Source organism: Phenylobacterium sp. GW823-FHT02A09, assembly GCF_058797775.1.
This window is the reverse complement of sequence record NZ_JBXAJZ010000003.1, coordinates 111,596-130,306: the sequence shown is the minus strand read 5'-3', so window position 1 is coordinate 130,306 and position 18,711 is coordinate 111,596. Positions and strand designations below refer to the sequence as shown.

General features: G+C 70.7%; 16 protein-coding genes and 1 tRNA gene. 6 read left to right on the top strand and 11 right to left on the bottom strand.

The window, feature by feature from the left end; translation table 11 throughout:
• The first annotated feature begins 53 nt into the window (after positions 1 to 53).
• The gene (tauD, locus tag AC1Q87_RS13305) at positions 54 to 932 is read left to right on the top strand and encodes a taurine dioxygenase (protein ID WP_492609406.1); all 879 of its coding nucleotides are present in this window, start codon (positions 54 to 56) and stop codon (positions 930 to 932) included.
• 1 nt (position 933) lies between these two features.
• Here tauD and AC1Q87_RS13300 read toward each other — a convergent pair whose 3' ends face one another.
• The 5 genes from AC1Q87_RS13300 to AC1Q87_RS13280 form a co-directional block, all read right to left on the bottom strand.
• Positions 934 to 2,595, bottom strand: coding sequence for a glycosyltransferase family 4 protein (locus AC1Q87_RS13300; protein ID WP_492609405.1), 1,662 nt, complete (start codon positions 2,593 to 2,595; stop codon positions 934 to 936).
• An 86-nt stretch (positions 2,596 to 2,681) separates the two neighbouring features.
• Positions 2,682 to 3,398 carry a 2OG-Fe dioxygenase family protein gene (locus AC1Q87_RS13295; RefSeq protein WP_492609404.1) on the bottom strand — a complete coding sequence of 239 codons (717 nt, stop codon included), beginning with the start codon at positions 3,396 to 3,398 and terminating at the stop codon, positions 2,682 to 2,684.
• A gap of 137 nt (positions 3,399 to 3,535) precedes the next feature.
• Positions 3,536 to 3,612, bottom strand: a tRNA-Arg gene (locus AC1Q87_RS13290).
• A 95-nt stretch (positions 3,613 to 3,707) separates the two neighbouring features.
• On the bottom strand, positions 3,708 to 4,985 hold the full coding sequence (locus AC1Q87_RS13285) for a hypothetical protein (RefSeq protein ID WP_492609403.1): 1,278 nt from the start codon (positions 4,983 to 4,985) through the stop codon (positions 3,708 to 3,710).
• Between the two features lie 114 nt (positions 4,986 to 5,099).
• The gene (locus tag AC1Q87_RS13280) at positions 5,100 to 6,122 is read right to left on the bottom strand and encodes a P1 family peptidase (protein ID WP_492610017.1); all 1,023 of its coding nucleotides are present in this window, start codon (positions 6,120 to 6,122) and stop codon (positions 5,100 to 5,102) included.
• Positions 6,123 to 6,223: 101 nt separating this feature from the next.
• Here AC1Q87_RS13280 and ggt point away from each other — a divergent pair, with 101 nt between their 5' ends.
• Entirely contained in the window at positions 6,224 to 7,963 is a 1,740-nt protein-coding gene (gene ggt / locus AC1Q87_RS13275) for a gamma-glutamyltransferase (RefSeq protein WP_492609402.1), read from the top strand.
• Here ggt and AC1Q87_RS13270 read toward each other — a convergent pair.
• The 4 genes from AC1Q87_RS13270 to AC1Q87_RS13255 all read right to left on the bottom strand — a co-directional run bounded on the left by AC1Q87_RS13270 (position 7,960) and on the right by AC1Q87_RS13255 (position 11,421).
• On the bottom strand, positions 7,960 to 9,456 hold the full coding sequence (locus tag AC1Q87_RS13270; RefSeq protein ID WP_492609401.1) for a sensor histidine kinase: 1,497 nt from the start codon (positions 9,454 to 9,456) through the stop codon (positions 7,960 to 7,962). The two genes, ggt and AC1Q87_RS13270, sit on opposite strands and share 4 nt — an antisense overlap.
• A gap of 92 nt (positions 9,457 to 9,548) precedes the next feature.
• Entirely contained in the window at positions 9,549 to 10,589 is a 1,041-nt protein-coding gene (locus AC1Q87_RS13265; protein WP_492609400.1) for a quinone-dependent dihydroorotate dehydrogenase, read from the bottom strand.
• Complete coding sequence (locus AC1Q87_RS13260) at positions 10,586 to 10,927, bottom strand: DUF952 domain-containing protein (RefSeq protein ID WP_492609399.1); 342 nt, start codon at positions 10,925 to 10,927, stop codon at positions 10,586 to 10,588. The genes AC1Q87_RS13265 and AC1Q87_RS13260 overlap by 4 nt, the downstream gene beginning before the upstream one ends.
• A 2-nt stretch (positions 10,928 to 10,929) precedes the next feature.
• Positions 10,930 to 11,421, bottom strand: a complete 492-nt coding sequence (locus AC1Q87_RS13255) for a SixA phosphatase family protein (protein WP_492609398.1) — start codon at positions 11,419 to 11,421, stop codon at positions 10,930 to 10,932.
• A gap of 125 nt (positions 11,422 to 11,546) precedes the next feature.
• On the opposite strand from AC1Q87_RS13255, the gene metX reads away from it, so the two are divergent.
• Both metX and metW read left to right on the top strand, forming a co-directional pair.
• Positions 11,547 to 12,698 (top strand): homoserine O-acetyltransferase MetX, encoded by a 1,152-nt coding sequence (gene metX, locus AC1Q87_RS13250; RefSeq protein WP_492609397.1) that lies wholly within the window; start codon positions 11,547 to 11,549, stop codon positions 12,696 to 12,698.
• Positions 12,695 to 13,357 (top strand): methionine biosynthesis protein MetW, encoded by a 663-nt coding sequence (metW, locus tag AC1Q87_RS13245; RefSeq protein WP_492609396.1) that lies wholly within the window; start codon positions 12,695 to 12,697, stop codon positions 13,355 to 13,357. The genes metX and metW overlap by 4 nt, the downstream gene beginning before the upstream one ends.
• A 45-nt stretch (positions 13,358 to 13,402) precedes the next feature.
• Here metW and AC1Q87_RS13240 read toward each other — a convergent pair whose 3' ends face one another.
• Both AC1Q87_RS13240 and AC1Q87_RS13235 read right to left on the bottom strand, forming a co-directional pair.
• Positions 13,403 to 13,672: a hypothetical protein gene (locus tag AC1Q87_RS13240; protein ID WP_492609395.1), complete on the bottom strand. Its 270-nt coding sequence runs from the start codon at positions 13,670 to 13,672 to the stop codon at positions 13,403 to 13,405.
• A gap of 26 nt (positions 13,673 to 13,698) precedes the next feature.
• Positions 13,699 to 16,824, bottom strand: a complete 3,126-nt coding sequence (locus AC1Q87_RS13235; protein ID WP_492609394.1) for an autotransporter outer membrane beta-barrel domain-containing protein — start codon at positions 16,822 to 16,824, stop codon at positions 13,699 to 13,701.
• 172 nt (positions 16,825 to 16,996) lie between these two features.
• Between AC1Q87_RS13235 and AC1Q87_RS13230 the strand changes: the two genes are divergently transcribed.
• Together AC1Q87_RS13230 and AC1Q87_RS13225 are read left to right on the top strand one after the other, a co-directional pair.
• Positions 16,997 to 17,338, top strand: a complete 342-nt coding sequence (locus tag AC1Q87_RS13230; protein WP_492609393.1) for a helix-turn-helix domain-containing protein — start codon at positions 16,997 to 16,999, stop codon at positions 17,336 to 17,338.
• 15 nt (positions 17,339 to 17,353) lie between these two features.
• A complete protein-coding gene (locus AC1Q87_RS13225) occupies positions 17,354 to 18,709 on the top strand; it encodes a hypothetical protein (protein ID WP_492609392.1) in 1,356 nt (451 codons plus the stop codon).
• Positions 18,710 to 18,711: the final 2 nt, after the last annotated feature.

Here is an 18,711-nt window from a genome sequence, read left to right as displayed (position 1 = left end):
AGCGCCGTTCTTCCGCGCGCGCTTAGATGCGCCGCTCACGCGGAGAACTCGACATGGCCCAGTTCAAGGTGACCCCTCTGACCCCGACCATCGGGGCGCTGATCGAAGGCGTCGACCTCGCCCAGCCGGTCAGCGACGACCTGCTGCATGCGATCCGCCAGGCGTTCCTGAAGCACCAGGTGGTGTTCTTCGCGGACCAGCACATCACCCCGGTGCAGCATCGCGACTTCGCCGCGCGGTTCGGGGCGCTGCACACCCACCCGCTCTATCCGGGGGTGCCCGAGGCGCCCGAGCTCTTCATCCTCGACAACCACAAGGACAACCCGACCGACAACGACAGCTGGCACACCGACGTCACCTTCATCGAGACGCCGCCGATGGCCTCGATCCTCTACGCCAAGCTGCTGCCGCCCTCCGGCGGCGACACCATCTGGTCGAACTCCAAGGCCGCCTTTGAGGCGCTGTCGCCGGCCTTCCGCGAATTCCTCTCAGGGCTCGATGCGGTGCACGACTTCGCCCGCGGCTTCCCGCAACGCGGGATCGTCGCCAAGGGCGCCGGCGAGGACAAGCACGCCAAGGCGCTCGCCGATCACCCGCCGGTGCTGCACCCGGTGATCCGCACCCATCCGGAAACCGGCGAGGACGGCCTGTTCGTCAATTTCGGCTTCACCGATCGGATCAAGGGTCTGCGCCGCAAGGAGAGCGACGCGATCCTGAACATGCTGTTCGAACACATTCAGAAGCCGGAGTTCCTGGTCCGCTGGCGCTGGAGCCCGAACGCCATCGCCTTCTGGGACAACCGGGTGACTCAGCACTATGCGGTCAACGACTACCTGCCGCACCGCCGGATCATGAACCGCGCCACGGTGCTGGGCGACCGCCCCTATCACCGCTCGCGCCTGCCGGCCGGCGTGAAGGTCGCGGCCGAGTAGCCTAGCGCCAGTCCAGCAGGCCGAGCTTGCACATCCAGACTATGGACATGCCCAGCAGCTGCTGACGGGCCGACGGGAACGGCGCGATCAGGTCGCGCACGCTCAGCTCGCCCTCGGCGATCAGCCGCGCCAGCATGACGGCGTTGTCCTGCGGCGAGGCGCGCCAGTTGCCGGCGAAGTGGTCGAGCCGGATGGCCTGCGTCCGCTCCAGATCGGCCAGCGTCACCCCTGGCCGCGCCGACACGCGGGTGGCGGGCGCGAGCACCTGGGTCGCGAACCGCGCGAAGGCGCCGAACGGTTCCGTCTTGGTCGGGTTGCGCTTGTACTTGAGCTCCTCGGGCTGGGCGGCCAGGCGGATCGCCTCGAGCTCAGCGAGAAGTTCCTGCAAGCCGGCGACGACAACCTGCCAGTCGAAGGTCTCGCGGATGCGCCGGCGGCCGGCCTCGCGCATCTTGGCGCGCAGCTCCGGCGAGGCGATAAGCTCGCCGATCCGCGCCGCCGCGTCGCCGACGTTGATCGCCGTGTGCTGGGCCACCGAGCCGACATAGGACTGATAGGTCATCCCCATGTGCAGATGGCGGTTGACCATGCCCTGGCCCGCCCCGACCGGCCCGCCCAGCGAGCGCACCAGGAAGCCGTCGATCCCGTCGCGGACCGTGAACCGGTAGCCGTCCCAGTCGCTGGCCACCACCGGCATCCCGGCCGCCATCGCCTCCAGCGGCGTGATCCCGAAGGTCTCCTGGATGTTGTCGACCAGCGACAGGAAGATGTCCCCGGCCGCCCACATCGCGCCGACCAGGCCCGCGTCGTTGCCGTTCAGGTAGTGGACGGCGACCGAGGGCGCATAGGCCTGGGCCGCCTCCTCGTACATCGCCCGGTGTTCTTCCGGGTTGGGAAACCAGCCGACCAGGGCGAAATGCACCTTCGCCCCCGTCGCCTTGGCCGCTTCCTCGGCGGCGCGGAACATTGGCTGCGGGAACGCCTTCTCGAAGAACGACAGCCGCCCGACCCACATGATCACGACGTCGTCGGGCCCGACGCCCATCTGCTCGCGGGTGGCCGCGCGCACGTCCGGCCGGTCGGCCAGCGCGGCGAAGGCCGAGCCTTCCACCCCCAGCGGCAACAGCGGCAGGTGCGGCCGGACCTGCTTGGTCCCGCCGTAGCGGTCGGCGAGGTAGCCGGTCCACTCGTCGAACATCTCGACCAGCGATTCCTGCACCACCGGCGAGGTGCAGATCAGCGCGTCCCAGGGCTGCATCGGCGCGACGGCCGCCTTGGCGATCATCTCGCGCATGGCCAGCGGCGCCAGGGTGTGGACCATGCCTACCAGGCTGTAGGTGTTCTCCAGCCCGACCTGCCGGCGCAGCCAGGCCATGTCGGTCAGTTCCGGCACCCCACGCACCAGCGCCCCGGCCGCGGTCGGCGGCCCCTGGTCCAGCAGGTGGGTGGTGGCGACCTGCGCACGCACCGCCTCACCGGGAACCAGCCCTGCGACGAGGTCGGCGGGCGCCACCTGGGCGCCGGTCAGGAAGTCGACCCGATCGACGTCGGCATAGCGCAGCACGGCCTTGAACAGCTCGACGTTGGCGACGTCCTTGCCGAACGGATTGTGCTTCGGCCGCACGCCGGCGGACGGATGATAGAGCGCGATGCTGCGTGCCAAGGCGGCCTTCCCCAGTTCGAAGTCGCCGTCCGTGCCGCGGCCCCTTTGCGGTGGTCTCGCACAGCCGCCGCGCCGAGCCAAGCGGCCTAGGGGTCGCTGCGCCGGAAGGTCGTCACCAGCACGTCGCGGTAGGCCAGGCGCGTCGGATCGACCGGTTCGATCGCCGTCACCCCATGGAAAACGCGATGGTCGTCGATGAACACCGCATCCAGGGGCTCCAGCAGGGTGAAGCTGCCCAGGGCCGTGCCGGCGGGATCGAAGATGTCGGTGACGCCGGCCGCGACGTTCTCGCGGGCCGCCAGCATGACCAGCACCCAGTCGACGCCGTCGCGGTGCGCCCCCTCCGGCGTTGGCCGCCCGGCCTCGCCCGCCCGCGCCTCGATGCGGAACTGGTGCATCTCGGTCCGCCAGGGGAACCCTGCATCCGGCCCGGCGACGGCGCCGAACACGTCCAGCGAGGCCTCGAGAATCCGCTGCGTCAGCGGCAGGTCGAGCACCGCCGGCGTGACCGGCTCGAACCACCGCTCGACCCCGCCGTTCAGGCGGTTGTAGTCCAGGCTCTGGAAGTGAGGCTGATGGGCCAGCCGCTCGACGCAGCCGGGCCGCGCCTCCAGCGTCGCATAGCGCCGCCGCCGATAGCGGCCGCCGTCGGCCATGTATTCGTCCACCGCCAGGTCGTTCCAGCTCGCCGCATAGCGGTCCCAGTCGGCCAGCGCGGCGACGCCCAACAGATCGCGCATCTGCGGCCCGCGCACCCGCGCGAACCCGTCCCTGGCCACCTGCGATCTGATTTCGTCGAGCAACGGCGCGCTCCCCTTCGGCGCACCGCAGCTATGCCGTTCGCAGCGACATTCAAGCCCGATCGCGCTCCGCGCGAAGCGACAGCCTCCGCCACAGCGGAAAACCCGCCGGCGATGGTGATTTTCATTTCAGGAAGAAATGGCGCGCCCGGAACGATTCGAACGTCCGACCCTCAGATTCGTAGTCTGATGCTCTATCCAGCTGAGCTACGGGCGCGCAGTGCCTTTCGGCGAAGGCGCGGAACCTAGTCGGGGAGGCTCCGGTTGGCAAGCGGGGGCGAGCGGAAAATTTCGCCCCCGCCGTTTTTCTTTTCAGAGCCCCGGAAGACGGCCGCCAAGTCCCTTCAAAATCGCTCCGCCGACGCCCGGTACGCCGAAGGGCGACTTGCCCTGCTGGCCGCCTTGGCCGCCCTGGGTTCCCCGGGCGACGCCGGCGTCGTCGTCCTCACCGCCCATGCCCGGCATCTCCATGCCCAGCATGGCGCCGGTCTGGGATTTGTAACGGACCTTGAGGGTCCAATCGATGTTCCAGGCCACCTTCGGGTCGTCCGGCCGCGGCGGATAGGAGATGTTGGTCTCGCCGCCGTAGGCGGCCAGCTGCACGATCGCCTGCGGGGCGGCCTTGGTGAACTCCACCGGAATGGTGCAGTTGGTCGTGCTGGGCGCCATCAGCGCCCGTGACGCCACCAGCCGCTTGATGTCGGCTGAGGAGAGATACTCCGGCAAGGCGAAGGCCGAGGCCTGCACCTCGCTCGACGACCACATGACGACCGTGTCGCCGTCGGACGCGCCGACGGCGGTGGCGAGATAGCCCTCGGCGTTGGTGAGCGCATTCCAGGCCAGCTGGCCCGAACCGCTGGGGTTCACCAGGTTCTTGGTCAGGTCGAGCGGCCCCAGAAAATCCTGCTGGGCGGCCAGGGCGAACTTGATGTCGGGGGTGTAGGTGCCGCGGATAAGGTGATCGCCGACCAGAGAGCCGGCCGCCGGCACCGAGGTGCGGGTCTTGTCGTTCGGCCATTCGCCATAGGTGGTGTTGCGGGTCGGCGACGGCGGCTGCATCGCCGTACCGAGCTGCCCGGCCAGGGCCTGCATGCCCGGCGGAACCTGCCCGGCCGCGACCTTGGCGAAGTCGATGACGATCGGCTGGCCGGCCTTGGCGTGCTCGCCGCAGCCCCAGAAGATCAGCACCTTGCCCTTCGGCTTGACGTCCTGGGGCATGTAGTTGTCTTCGCGCGGCGGCCCGACCGGAGAGTTCGGCGTCACCAGCGGCAGGCTCTGCCCCGCCCGCAGCCCGGCAGGGGGCAGATGCTCGGCGCTCGGCGCGCCGGTCGGCTTGCGCGAGGAGCCGAGCTGCAGGGTCAGGGTCTTGGCGACGTTCGAGCCGCCGCCGCCCATCATCGCGCCCATCATCGCGCCCATGGAGGGGCGTCCGCCGCCCCCGCCGCCCATGGCGCCGAACCCGGTCTGGGTCTGGGCGCTCATCCAGTAGGTGGCGACCGGGCCGGTCACCTGCTGCTTGGTCTGCGCATCGGCTGCGCCGGCCAACAGGCCCGCGCCGGCCACGAGGGCCGTCGTTCTCACCCACTGCATGGGCAGGTCTCCATTCAGAACTCTAAGAACGCGGGTCTCTAAACTGTATGCGCAGCTGCAGCGTTCTCCAAATCGTCGAATGGGCCCAGGCGAGCGACGAAAGCGCCGAAGGCGTCAGACGGGCAGATCGCGCCAGCCGCGGACGCCCGACCAGGGCGTCGCCGCATGCACGCCGCGGGCCGTCGCCCGGGCGAGGACATCGGCCGCCAGCGCCCCGATCCGCGCCACCGCATAGTCGGCGCCTTCGGCCGGCAGCGGCCGACGGGCGGTGGACAGCGCGAACACCACGTCGCCGTCGAACGGCGCGTGGATCGGGCGAATCGCCCGGGCCAGCCCGTCCTGGGCCATGATCGCCACCCGCTTGGCCTGGGCCGGGGTCAGGGCGACATCGGTGGCCACGCAGGCGATGGTGGTGTTCATCCGCGCCTTGGGATCGGACTTGGCCAGGCCCCACTCGTCCGGCCCGGCGCGCAAGCCGCCCGAACCCAGTCCGCCGAACTCGCCGTCCAGTTCGTAGGGCGCGGCCCAGAAGGCGCGGCCGCCGGGCGCCACGACAGACCCGAAGGAATTGACGCAGACCAGCGCGCCCACGGTGATCCCGTCGGCGCTGACGATCGAAGCCGATCCGGTCCCGCCCTTCAGCGCCCCGGCCATCGCGCCATAGCCGGCGCCGGCCGTGCCGAGCTCGACGTCGAGGCCGGCGGCGAGCGTCGCCTCGCGCCCGAGACGGCGATAGGGCGGCTCCTCGCCCCAGGCCTTGTCGCCGCCGTTGGCGAGGTCATAGAGGATCGCGCCGGGCACGACCGGCGACCGCGGCACGCCGCTCGAATTGACCATGCCATAGCCGCGCCCCTGCGCGCCCAGCCAGCCGACCACGCCGTCGGCGGCCGCCAGGCCATAGACAGAGCCCCCGGACAGCACGATGGCGTCCACCGCATCGACCAGGTTCTCCGGAGCCAGGGCGTCGGTCTCGCGGGTGCCGGGGCCGCCGCCGCGGACGTCGCAGCCGGCGACGGCGCGCTCGTCCGGCAGGATGACGCTGACCCCGGTGCGGGCGGTCGCATCGCTGGCCTGGCCCACCTTCAGGCCCGGCACGTCGGTGATCAGGTTGCGCGCACCCGGCGCGGCGGAGGGCATCTGGCTCATAATCGGCATCGAAAGCACGGCGGCGCATTTGTTGTCCACGCGCGGGTGGCTATGGTGGCGCTCTCCTCCCCTCCGCCTCCGATGGGTTCTACGTGCTTCAGCTCCAGCGTTTCGCCGCCCTTCCCCTCGCCTTGGCCCTGGCCGCCTGCGCCACGACCGCCACGAAGGAGGCGCCGGCTCCCGCCCCCGCGCCCGCGCCGACCGGGACCGCGACCGCGCCGGGCCCGAAGGTCATGGTCTCGGCCGCCAATCCGCTGGCGGTGGAGGCGGGGCTGAACGTGCTGCGCAAGGGCGGCTCGGCGGTCGACGCCGCGGTGGCGGTGCAGGCGGTGCTGAGCCTGGTCGAGCCGCAGAGCTCGGGCGTCGGCGGCGGTGCGTTCATGACCTACTACGACGCCAAGACCAGGAAGGTGACAGGCTTCAACGGCCGCGAGACCGCGCCGGCCGGCGCCACCGACACCATGTTCCTGGACGCGTCCGGCAAGCCGCTGCCGTTCCCGGTGGCGGTGACCAGCGGCAAGGCGACCGGCGTTCCCGGCGCCGTGGCGATGCTGTCGATGGCCCAGGCCCAGCATGGCAAACTGCCCTGGAAGGACCTGTTCGGCGACGCCGAGCGGCTGGCCGCCGACGGCTTCGTGGTCAGCCCACGCCTGGCCGGCATGATAGCCAGCCCGTTCCCGCAGGCGGGCGTCGCCGACGCCAAGGCCTATTTCACCAAGCCGGACGGCCAGCGCTACCAGGCCGGCGACGTGCTGAAGAACCCCGCCTACGCGGCCACCGTGCGCAAGATCGCCGCCGAGGGGCCCAAGGCCCTGCTGGAAGGCTCGATCGCCGAGGCCGTCGTCGCCAAGGTGCACGAGGGCCCGCTGCCCGGCACGATCACCTTGGCGGACCTCAAGTCCTACAAGCCCAAGGCCGACGATGCGGTCTGCCGGCCCTATCGCGTCTACATCGTCTGCGTGCCAAATGCGCCGTCCAGCGGCGCGGCCCTGCTGCAGGCGCTCGGCATCCTCTCGCACACCGACATCGCCGATCGCGGCCCGACCGATCCGCAGGCCTGGTTCCTGTTCGCCCAGGCCAGCCGCCTGATGTACGCCGACCGAGACCGCTACTTCGGCGATCCGGACTTCACCCCGGTGCCGATCGAGGGCCTGCTGGAAGACAGCTATGTCGCCCAGCGCGCGACCCTGATCGGCGACGTCGCCGGTCCGGCGCCGGGCCCCGGCACGCCGCGCGGCGCCGGCGCGCTGGCCCCCGACGCCACCAAGGAGCCGGGCGGCACCTCGCACTTCGTCGTCGTCGACGCCGACGGCAACGTGGTCTCGATGACCACCACGGTCGAGAGCATCTTCGGCACCGGCCGGATGGTCGGCGGCTTCTTCCTGAACAACCAGCTGACCGACTTCTCCTGGGCCCCGGCCAACGCCGACGGCACCAAGGCCGCCAACGCCGTGGCCCCCGGCAAGCGCCCCCGCTCGTCCATGGCCCCGACCATCGTGCTGGACCGCGAGGGACGCTTCGTGGCGGCCGTCGGTTCGCCGGGCGGCAACTCGATCCTGGCCTACAACCTCAAGGCCCTGGTCGGCATCCTCGATTGGAAACTGAGCGTGCAAGACGCCTTCAATCTGCCCAACCTGATCGCCCGCGGCGACAACATCGCCTCGGAGCCGGCCCGCTACGCGCCGGGCGTCGTCGACGCCCTGGCGGCCAAGGGCGTCGTCTTCAAGGGCAGCGGCGGCGAAGGCTCGGGCCTGCATGGCGTGATGGTCACCCCGCAGGGCCTGCAGGGCGGCGCGGACGAGCGCCGCGAGGGCGTCGCGAAGGGCTTCTAGCCCTCGGCGTTCTTGGCGCGCCGGCGCTTCGGCGTCGGCGCCCGGGTCGGAGCGCCTGGCAGGCGCAGCTCGAACACGGTGCCCTGCGGCCCGGTCTCGGCCAGCGTCAGGTCGCCGCCGTGGCCCTGGGCCAGCTCGTGGGCGATGGCCAGGCCGAGGCCCGCCCCGCCCTGCCGGGTCGAGCCGGCGAACGGCTGGAACAGGCGCTCGCGCGCGCGCTCCGAAACCCCCGGGCCGTTGTCGGCCAGGCGGATGACGCTGACGCCGTCCTCGTCGAACAGCGAGACCTGAACCGAGCCCGGGGTCTCGCGGCCGGTCTGCAGCTCGATCGCCTGACGGGCGTTGCGCATCAGGTTCACCAGGATCCGGTGCAATTGGTCGGGGTCAGCGACCACCTGATCGGCCGGATCGACCAGCGAAATCATCCGCACGCCGTCGGGCGACAGCCGCGCCTCCTCCTCGGCGTCCTCGAGCACCTGGGCCAGCCGCAGCGGCCGGGCGTCGGGCGCGGCCTCCTCGGTCTTGCCATAGGCCAGCACGTCGCTGGCCAGCTTCACGGCCCGGTCCAGCGCCCGCTCGAGGCGCGGCATGGCCTGGGTGACCTGCGGGTCCTTGAGCGCCGCCAGCCGCTCGGAGGCGATCTGGGCGCTGGTCAGCATGTTGCGCAGGTCGTGATTGATCTTGGCGACCGCCTCGCCCAACGCGGCCAAGCGCGCACGCGACTGCAGGGCGGCGCGCAGTTCCTCCTGCATCCGCTCCAGCTGCACCTCGGCGCGGCCGACCTCGTCCCGGCGGCCGGAGGGTTCGATGTGGGCGGCGGTGTCCTCCGGGTCGGCGGCGAAGCGCTCCATCGAGCGTGTGATCCGCTGCATCGGGCGGACCAGGAAGTAGTTGAGCGACAGGTAAACCAGGCCGCCGGCCAGGAACGAGACGAAACCCATGATCGCCAGCAGCCGCCAGAGGTAGGCGCTGAGCTCGGCCTTCAGCTCGGTGTCAGGCGCGACCACCTCGATGAACTGGGCCTTGTAGAAGCGCGGCTCGGCGATCACGCGGACCATCCGCCCCTCGCCGCCGCCGAACAGGGTCTGGAACGGCGCCGAAAGCCAGGACGCCGGGGCCTGGTCGCGCAGGTCGACGAGATAGGGCGGCTCCTCCAGCCGCGGGCCGGGGACCTTCAGGAACCGGTTGCCGTCGTTGTCGAGCACCGCGACCGTCTGCACGCCGGCGACTTGGCGCAGCTGTGAGGCCAGGTTCTCGTTGAGAATTTGGTCAGGGGCGACTTCCGTGGCCATCGAGGCCAGTTCCGCGGCTCGAACACGGTCCAGCAGCCACTGCTCTTCGAACGAGGCCAAGGCCGCCGGCAAGGCGATGGCGCTAGCGCCGGCCACGAACAGAATGGTCAGAAGCAGCAGACGTGCGGACAGGCCGCCCGGCCAGAAAAAGCGGCGCGTGGGCGGCTTTTTGGGCGCCGAGGGAGAGGGGGCGTCCGCCATGACGACTCCCCGTTACTTCACCCGGAACGGTTCGGCAACGCAGCGCCGTTCCGAAGCGTGGCCGAATCCGCAGGAAAGCCCGCGCTTTGACCTCAATTGGTGCCCACCGCCTGGGCGACGGAGCCGAAGCCGTCGCGGCGCAGCAGGTCAGCCAGCTCGCGCTTGATTCGGGTGACCAGGCCCGGTCCGCCGAACACCATGGCCGAATAGAGCTGCACGGCGCAGGCCCCGGCGCGGATCTTGGCGTAGGCGTCCTGGCCCGAACCGATCCCGCCGGCCCCGATCAGCGCCACGCGGTCGCCGGCCGCCTGGGCGAAGGCGCCCAGCATGCGGGTCGACAGCGCGGTGAGCGGCGCGCCCGACAGCCCGCCGGCCTCGCCCGCGAACTTCGAAGCCAGTTGCGGGCGGCTGATCGTGGTGTTGGAGACGATGATCCCCTCCAGCCCGTTGGCGACCACTGTCTCGACGATGGCCTCGACCTCGCCGTCCTCCAGGTCGGGGGCGACCTTCAGGAACATCGGCACGCGGCCGTCGGCGGGCAGCGAGTCGCGAGCCTGCGCCAGCCGGCCGAGCAATTCCTCGAGCGCCGCCTTGGTCTGCAGCGCGCGCAGGCCGGGCGTGTTGGGCGAGGAGATGTTGATCGTAAAGTACGAGGCCAGCCCCCAAAGCCGGGTCAGACCGGTGACGTAGTCGGCCACGCGGTCCTCGGCGTCCTTGTTGGCGCCGATGTTCGCCCCGACCACGCCGGGTCCGCGCCGCCGCAGCCGGGCGGCGAATTCCTCGAGACCTTCGTTGTTGAAGCCCATGCGGTTGATCACCGCCTCGTCCTCGCTGAGCCGGAAAAGGCGCGGGCGCGGATTGCCGGCCTGGGCCAGCGGGGTGACCGTGCCGCATTCGACGAAACCGAAGCCGCTGGCCAGCATCGGGCCGAACACCTCGGCGTTCTTGTCGAAGCCCGGCGCCAGGCCCACGCAGTTGGGCAGCGTCAGGCCGGCGACCTGCGTCGCCAGAATCGGATCGTCGCCGCCGGCGCGGGGGCCGAGTCCCAAGGCCAGCAGGCGGATGGTCAGGCGGTGGGCGTCCTCGGGGTCGAGGATGTGCATGGCGCGGGCGGCGATGTCGTGCAGGCTCATGCCAGCTTCCCTAGCTGCGGAACCCCGTCGGACGCCAGCGGCGCTTCGGTGACGGCGCGCACCTGGTCGACGTTCAGCTGACCGTAGAGATGCGGAAACAGGTCCCCGCCGCGCGAGGGCTCCCAGACCAGGGCTTGGCCCAGATCGTCGGCCTCGATCTCCAGCACCACCAGGTCGGACTGGCCGGCGAAGTGGCGTCGGGCGGTCTCGGCGGCCTGCTGCGCCGTCGAGAAGTGGATGAACCCGTCGGCATGGTCGACGGCCGAGCCTTCGAAGACGCCCGCGGCCTGAGCCTGCGTCCATTCGGTCCGTGAAAGGATCTTGTAGATGCGCGCCATGCTCAGCCCCGCGGGAAGAACAGGCCGTCGTAGGCCGGCCGCCCGGCGGCGTCGAACAGGAAGACCGCCGCGGCGGCCGTCGGGAAGGCGGCGTGGGCGCGGGCGATCAGCGGGGCCGGGGCCGAGCCCTCCGACAGCAGGCGAATCGCCAGTTCCTGCAGGCCGGGATTGTGGCCGACCACCATCACCGTGCGCGAGCTCTCGCCCGCCGCCTCGGCCAGTTCGCGCACCAGCCGCTCTTCGGCCAGGTACAGCGAGCGCTCGAAACGCGCAGCGCAGGCGGGAAACGCCCCTTGCGCCGACGCCCAGGTCTCGCGGGTGCGCTGCGCGGCCGAGACCAGCGCGATGTCTGGGATCAGGCCCAGGTCGGCGAGGTTGGCGGCCATCGCCGCCGATTCCCGCATCCCGCGTTCGGTGAGCTTGCGGTCGAAGTCCTCGCCGCTCTTGGAGTCGCGCTCCGCCTTGCCGTGGCGCATGAGAATAAGCCGATCCATGAACTCTCCGCCGCGCTCCTTGCTGGCTGACGCGCCCCCGAGCGCTGCTTGGAAGGTGTCATAGCCGCCCTAAGCCGATACGCGAAGCTGTTGACAGCGAAAGAGCTTGGCGGTCCAAGCGCTAGATGAGCGCGATTGCGATTGCGAAGGGCGAATCCGGCGGCGGCTTACACAGCTTTCCCGCCGATCGGCCGCTGCGCCTGGATTCGGGCGCGCTGCTCAACCCCCTGGAAATCGCCTACAAGACCTACGGCGCGCTGAACGCAGACAAGTCCAACGCCGTGCTGGTCTGCCACGCCCTGACCGGCGACCAGCATGCGGCCTCGCCGCACCCGGTGACCGGCAAGCCGGGCTGGTGGGACCGGGTGATCGGTCCCGGCCTGCCGCTCGATCCCGAGCGCTACTTCATCATCGCCACCAACGTCATCGGCGGCTGCATGGGCTCGACCGGCCCGGCCTCGCTGAACCCCGCGACCGGCGAGCCCTACGCCCTCTCCTTCCCGGTCATCACCATCGCCGACATGGTCCGCGCCCAGGCCATGCTGATCGAGGCGCTGGGCATCGAGACCCTGTTCGCCGTGGTCGGCGGCTCGATGGGCGGGATGCAGGTCCTGCAGTGGGCGGCCGACTATCCGGAGAAGCTGTTCTCGGCGATCTGCATCGCCGCGGCGGCGCGCCATTCGGCCCAGAACATCGCCTTCCACGAGGTCGGCCGCCAGGCGATCATGGCCGACCCGGACTGGCGCGGCGGCGCCTATCAGCTGGCCGGCGTGCGTCCCGAGAAGGGCCTGGCCGTCGCCCGCATGGCCGCCCACATCACCTATCTCTCTGAGCCGGCCCTGCAACGGAAGTTCGGCCGCGAGCTGCAGCGCGACGGCCTCTCCTGGGGCTTTGACGCCGACTTCCAGGTGGAGAGCTACCTGCGCCACCAGGGCGCCAGCTTCGTCGACCGCTTCGACGCCAACTCGTACCTCTACATCACCCGCGCGCTGGACTATTTCGACCTCGGCGCGCGGTGCGGCGGGGTGCTGGCCGAGTGCTTCGCCAAGGCGCGGCATGTCCGGTTCTGCGTGCTCTCGTTCTCGTCCGACTGGCTCTATTCCACGGCCGAGAGCCGCGACATCGTCCGCGCGCTCAACGCCGCCGGCTGCCGCGCCAGCTTCGCCGAGATCGAGACCGACAAGGGCCACGACGCCTTCTTCCTCGACGAACCGGTGCTGGATTCGGCGCTGCGCGGCTTCCTGGCCTCGGCGGCCGACAAGCGGGGCCTTGCGTGAGCGCCATCCGCGACGACTTCAAGGAAATCCTCCGGATGGTGCGCCCGCACGCGCGGGTGCTCGACATCGGCTGCGGCGAGGGGGAGCTGCTCGAGCTGCTGACCAACGAGAAGGGCGTCGACGGCCAGGGGCTGGAGCTGTCGCGCGAAGGCGTCGCGGCCTGCCTGGCCCGCGGCCTGGCGGTCGTGCAGGGCGACGCCGACCGCGACCTCGACAACTTCCCGACCAAGGCCTTCGACTACGCGGTGCTGTCCAAGACCCTGCAGCAGGTGCGCGATCCCAAGCACGTGCTGTCGGAGCTGTTGCGTATCGCCGACCGCGCCGTCGTCTCGCTCCCCAATTTCGGCCACTGGCGCGTGCGGATTGACCTGCTGACCAAGGGCCGGATGCCGGAGACCAAGGCCCTGCCCGAGCCCTGGTGGTCGACGCCGAACATCCATCTCTGCACGCTGCGCGACTTCACCGCCCTGTGCGAGGACCTCGACCTGCGCATCGACGCCTGCGCATCGCTGGTCCCGGGCAAGCCGGCCCGTCAGATCGACCCGATGGCGCCGATCGAAAACTGGCGCGCGGAAAACGCGCTCTTCCTGCTCAGCCGAAGAGCGGAGCCGGCGCCTCCAAGCACGCCGGCCCCGCCCCCAGGCGACCTCTTCGAATAGCGGCGGGCGGCGGGGGGACCTTCCGCCCTGGGGGGACGTTACCGCTTAGGAGAGCCATTTCGGCTGCGGGCGTCCCGCCGCAGCCATCAGGCTGAGGAGCGCCAGGCTCCCCTCGAAGAGGCAGAAGCCGGCCACGAACAGGACCGGCGTCTCCACGATCGCGCTGGGGTGGACCACCACCAGCGCGATCCCGAAGATCAGACAGATGACGGCTCCGGCCAGGGCGGCCCAAGACCGCCAGAGCGGCGGGCGACCGTGAGTGCGCCGCGCCACGCCGACCAGCCCGGCGGCGATCGCCAGGAGACCTCCAGCCAAGAGCGTCATCTCAACCCAACTCCACACTAGAAGAGGAAGCGGACCACCACCCGGCCGTCATAGGCCTCGTAGTCGTCGCGGTACTCCCCGCCGCCCTCGAGGGCGAAGTCGAAGTATTGCCCCTGGCCGCGCAGGGCCAGGCGCACCACCGGCCCGCCGCCCGACAGGTCGGGTGCGGCGAGGCTGAAGGCGGGACCTCCGGCGACGAAGCGGGCGGTCGTGACGTCCACTCCGTCGCCGGTTGCCTGCCGCCAGCCGGCGGTCAGCTCGGGAATCCAGACAAAGGCGCTCTCCTCGCCGAAGCGGGCTCCGAGGGTGAGCCCCGCGAAGGCGCTGAGCTGGTTGCTCGAACGCTCGTCGATGGAGAGATCCATCGCCGCGCCGCCGCCGGACTCGGTCCGTCCGTCCTCCTTCAGCATGAAGTAGTCGGCGTTGGCCTGGGGCTTGAAATAGAAGCGGCCGAGATCGAACAGGTACGACAGGCCGGCGTGGGCGGCGAAGGTCAGGCCGCTCCAATCCGACTTCGACTGCTTGTTGAGGCCCGCGGCCGGATCCGACAGCACCCGCGTGCTCTTCAGCGTCGCATAGCCGCCGTTCAGGCCGAGATTGGCGGTCAGCCCGCCAGCCGTGTCGCGCCAGTAGACGCCGGCCGAATAGACCTGGCCGCCGAGCGATTCCGCCGCCGAGGCGAAGGCGTCGTCGACATTGACGTTCACGAAACTGGTCATCAGACCCAGCGTGCCGATGCCGGTGTAGGGGGCCTCGACACCGCCCGCCAGGCCGAAGCCGTCGGCGTCGTAGTTGGTGGTGCGGTCGACGTCGCGCTTGACCAGGAAGGCGATCTCCTGGGTCCAGACCCGCAGGCCGTCGCCGTTCAGCTGGCCGTCGCTTTCGTCGATCGCCCGGTTGGTCGCGTCGGAGGCGGCCGCCAGGGTGTGGAACAGGCTGCCGGTGAAGTCGGGCAGGAACTGGTCGTAGAGACCGGCGAAGCCCTTCTCGTCGGTCTTGCCGAGCAGCGCGTCGCGGACCGTCGTGTCGCGGTCGAAATTGGCGAACACCGCGTCATAGGCCGCGGCCTCGGCGCTGTTCAGCCCCGCCTCGGAGGCGGTGCGCCGGCGCACGTCGGCCAGCAGCGAGTTGTTGGCCTGGTCGATGCGAAGCTCGGACTTGTAGAGCCACGGCGTGGTGCCGAGCAGGCTCTGGTCGAGGGTCCCGGCGGTCAGCGCGCCGGCCTTGATCAGGGTGAAGGTCGTCGGTTCGCTGAGCTTCGAGCTGAAGCGCAGGCCCACCTTCGAGCCGGTGGCGAGGTTCGCAGCGCCCGCGACGTTCAGGGTCGTCGACTTGCCGGCCGTCGGGTCGGCGGTCAGCACGAGCTCGCCGGTCGACCCGAGGCTCAGCGAGGTCAGGTTGACGGCGTCGGTGTTGGTCGCCGTCAGCCGCCCCTTGGCGATGTTCATGGTCAGGCCGCCGCCGGCGTCGGTCACCGCGCCGGTGAGCGTGGCGCCGCCGTCGATGACCAGGGTGTCCGCGCCCGAGCCGAACGCCACCGCGCCGACCATCGTGCCGGCCAGCAGCTCCAATCGGGCCGGACCCGACCCGAACAGCACGTCGCCGATGATGGTCGGGGTGACCGAGGTCGACGCGTTCGGCCCCTGACGCACGGTCACGCCGTTGGTGTTGGCGCGCAGGTCCATGGCCACGGCCTTGCCGGTGACAGTGTCCGAGGTGGAGAACCCGGCCGCGATGGTCTTCACGTTCTCGATCAGGCTCAGCGAGCCCGACGAGTCGAGGATCGCGGTGGCCGAGCCCTTGGCCCCGGTGACGGTCGCGGTGATGTCGCCCGAGTTGCCGAGATAGGAGACGCCGGCTCCGGCGTCGATCTGCACGGCGCGGACGTCGACCGCGTCCGTCGAAGTGGCGGCGGCCTTGATGGAGCCGCCGTCGACCAGGATCTTCGGCGTGGTGGCGCCGGCTCCGAGCCGCAGGCCCGTCGCGTTGGCCTTGGCGGCTGTGGCGCTGACCGCGCCCGCGACGCGGACGCCGCCGTCGATCGTCACGCCGCCGCCGAGGCCGCCGAGTTGCACGGCCGTCGCCGAGATCCCGTCGTAGATACCGAGCGCCTGGGCCGAGCCCTTGATGTTGAGGCCATAGGCGCTGACGCCGGTCCCGCCGACGCCCAGGCGGATCGCCCGCGAATCCGAGCCGATCAGCATCGCCGGGGCCGAACCGATCGAGGTGATCGCGCCGGTGGTCTGGCTGGCGTCGGCCACGCCGTCGCCGTCCTCGTCGGCGTTGTCCTTGTCGAGATCGGCCGGCGGGGCGTCGACGACGACGCCGCCGAACACGTCGCCGCGCACGCGCACGGCCGGGCCGCCGATCAGCAGGTCGTCGGCGTCCAGCTTGGCGACGGCCGCGTCGGTCCCGCGGCTGGTGTAGCGGAAGCCGGTCGAGGAGATCGCGCCGCCCAGGATCAGCTTGCCGCCGATGTTGTCGTCGGTGGCCACCGCCACCGCACCCTCGCCCTGCACCGCCACGGACGAGCGGATCGCCACGTCGCCGCCGACGGTGCTGGCGGAGTGGACGCCAAATCCGTTCGAGCCGGTCACCGCGATCGCGCCGGAGGTGCGGATCGAACCGTCGATCGCCGTCTCAACCGAGATGGCGGCCGAGTCGTTGCCCTCGATGCTGATCGAGCCGCCCGACTGGATCACGTCGCCATGGAAGGCGCCGGGACCGGTGACGCGGATCCCGTAGCGGCGCGCGCCCGTGGCGAACGGGCCGTCGATGTCGCCGTCGCCGTCGGTGTCTTTGAGCTCGGTCGTCTCGTCGATGGTGATCGTGCCGGCGTTCTTGATCGAACCGGTCATGCCGCCCAGGCCCAGGATGCCGGTGGCGTCGTTGACGTCCGAGAACTTGATCGTCCCCTCGTTGGTCACCGTGTTGTTGCTGTTCAGCGTGACCGCGGCGCCGGCGGACGTCGGCTGGATCGTCCCTGCGCTGCTGATCTTCACGTCGTCGCGCGCTCCGCTGGCTGCGGTGGCGGTGGCGACCGGCGTGGCGACGGTGGTCGAGATGACGGTTTCGGCCTGGGCCGCGCCCGCCAACAGGCAAAGCGGCGATGCGGCGGCGAACAGGACGTGGCGAAGGCGCATGATCACTCCAGTCGGATCTCACGACGTGGCTTGCGGCCACAGATCCGTGCTATGACGATGACGAGGCGTTACACGTCTCGTATGAATACGTTTCGTAAGTACTGTACATCGGCGGGTCAATGCGCAAAATGCGCAGGCGGCCAGACGCGCCGCGAGCTGAAGGAGTAGAAGCATGCCAAGAAGCGCGGTCGATCCTGCGCGGGCGGCGGTCACCAAGAGTCTGCGGCAAGAAGCCGGACGCTGGTTGAAAGCCGGACGCGAAGCCGCGGGCCTGACCCAGGCCGAACTGGCGGAGCGCGTCGGGTTGCGCTACTACACCTTCGTCTCGCAGGTGGAGAGCGGCCTTGGCCGCGTGCCGATCGAGACGCAAGGCGCCTGGGCTCAGGCGATTGGCCTCGATCCTGCCGAATTCGCCCGTACCTTGCTGCGCTACTACGAGCCGGAGCTATTCCGGTTGCTGTTCGGGAACGCCGCCCAGGATGCGCCAGTCGCGCGCCTGGCGGGTAGGGGCTAAGGAACCACCGTCGGAATGGACAACGTCGTCCCGTTCGCGCCGCGGCCCAGCGCCGGCGGCGGATGGACCGCCGCTGAACGCGCGCGGCTGTCCGAACTGGCCGACCGGCTCGCCGAGGGCGGCGCCAAGGTCGAGGTCGTCTACGGCGTCACCGACGAGGGCGATCCCTGGTGCGTCATCAAGGACGACCAGGAAGAGGTGCTGATCCACGTCGCCCGGATCAACGGCCAGTTCGTGATCCACGACGCCTCGGCCGACGCGATCCAGGAGGGCGAGACCCTGTGGGCCGCCTGCGACCGCCTGCTGGGCGGCGACTGGCGCGAAACCCGCGACGACGTCGTCGTCTCGCTTAGCGCGCGCCAGGTGCAGACCTTCATCGCCCTGGTGGTGGCCGCCACCTTCATCCACGAGGTCGACGACGCCGAGGCCGCGACGCCGGCCGCGATCGACCACGCCGACGCCATCGCCGCGACCGCGCCGTTGGCGGTGGTCGCCGCCAGCGCCCAGTCGAACGACGAGGTCCAGCGCCAGGACCTGCTGGCGCCGCAGAACCACAGCGCCGGCGAAGACGCGCCCCCCGCATCCGCCTCGACCGTCGCCGAGAACGACGCCGCGCCCGCCGCGGGGCAGCCGACCCCGGACGAGACGACGAACGCCGAGCCGACCACGCTGGCCGCGCTCGACGCGCCGGCAGACCCGAACCATGACGCCGCCCCGCCCGCCGAAGAGGTCCATCCCGGCCGCGTGATCGAGGGCACGGCCGGCGACGACACCCTGCGCGGCGGCGACGGCGACGACACCCTCTCCGGCGGCGCGGGCCACGACAGCCTGCTGGGCGGCGCTGGGGCGGATCAGCTTTACGGCGGCGACGGCAACGACACGCTCGACGGCGGCGGCGCGCCCGAGGGCCGTTTCGACATTCTCGACGGCGGGGCCGGCGACGACCTGATCCACCTGTCGGCCACGACCATCGCGGTCGGCGGCGCGGGCGCCGACACCTTCGCGATCGTCGCGCCGCCGCCGGGCGGCGGGCTGCTGGGGGTGGTGTTCGACTTCTCGGCCAGCGAGGGCGACCGCCTGACCTATCGCGGCCGCGACGTGAACGTCGTCGCCCACAAGGAACAGCCGAACATCTTCGAGGGGATGCACACGGCCGGCACCTTCACGCCGACGCCGGGCCAGCGGGTCGAGGTCGACCTCGACGGCGACGGCCAGCTCGACGGCTATCTGCTGATCGGCCACGGACGCCCAGGGGGCCTCGGCGCGCCGATCGACCCGAACACCGTGGCGGTCGTCGAAGCGCACGCCTTCGGCGATCCAGCAGACTATGCGGCCTTCAAGGCCGCCCACGACGACGGGACGTTCGTCTAGGC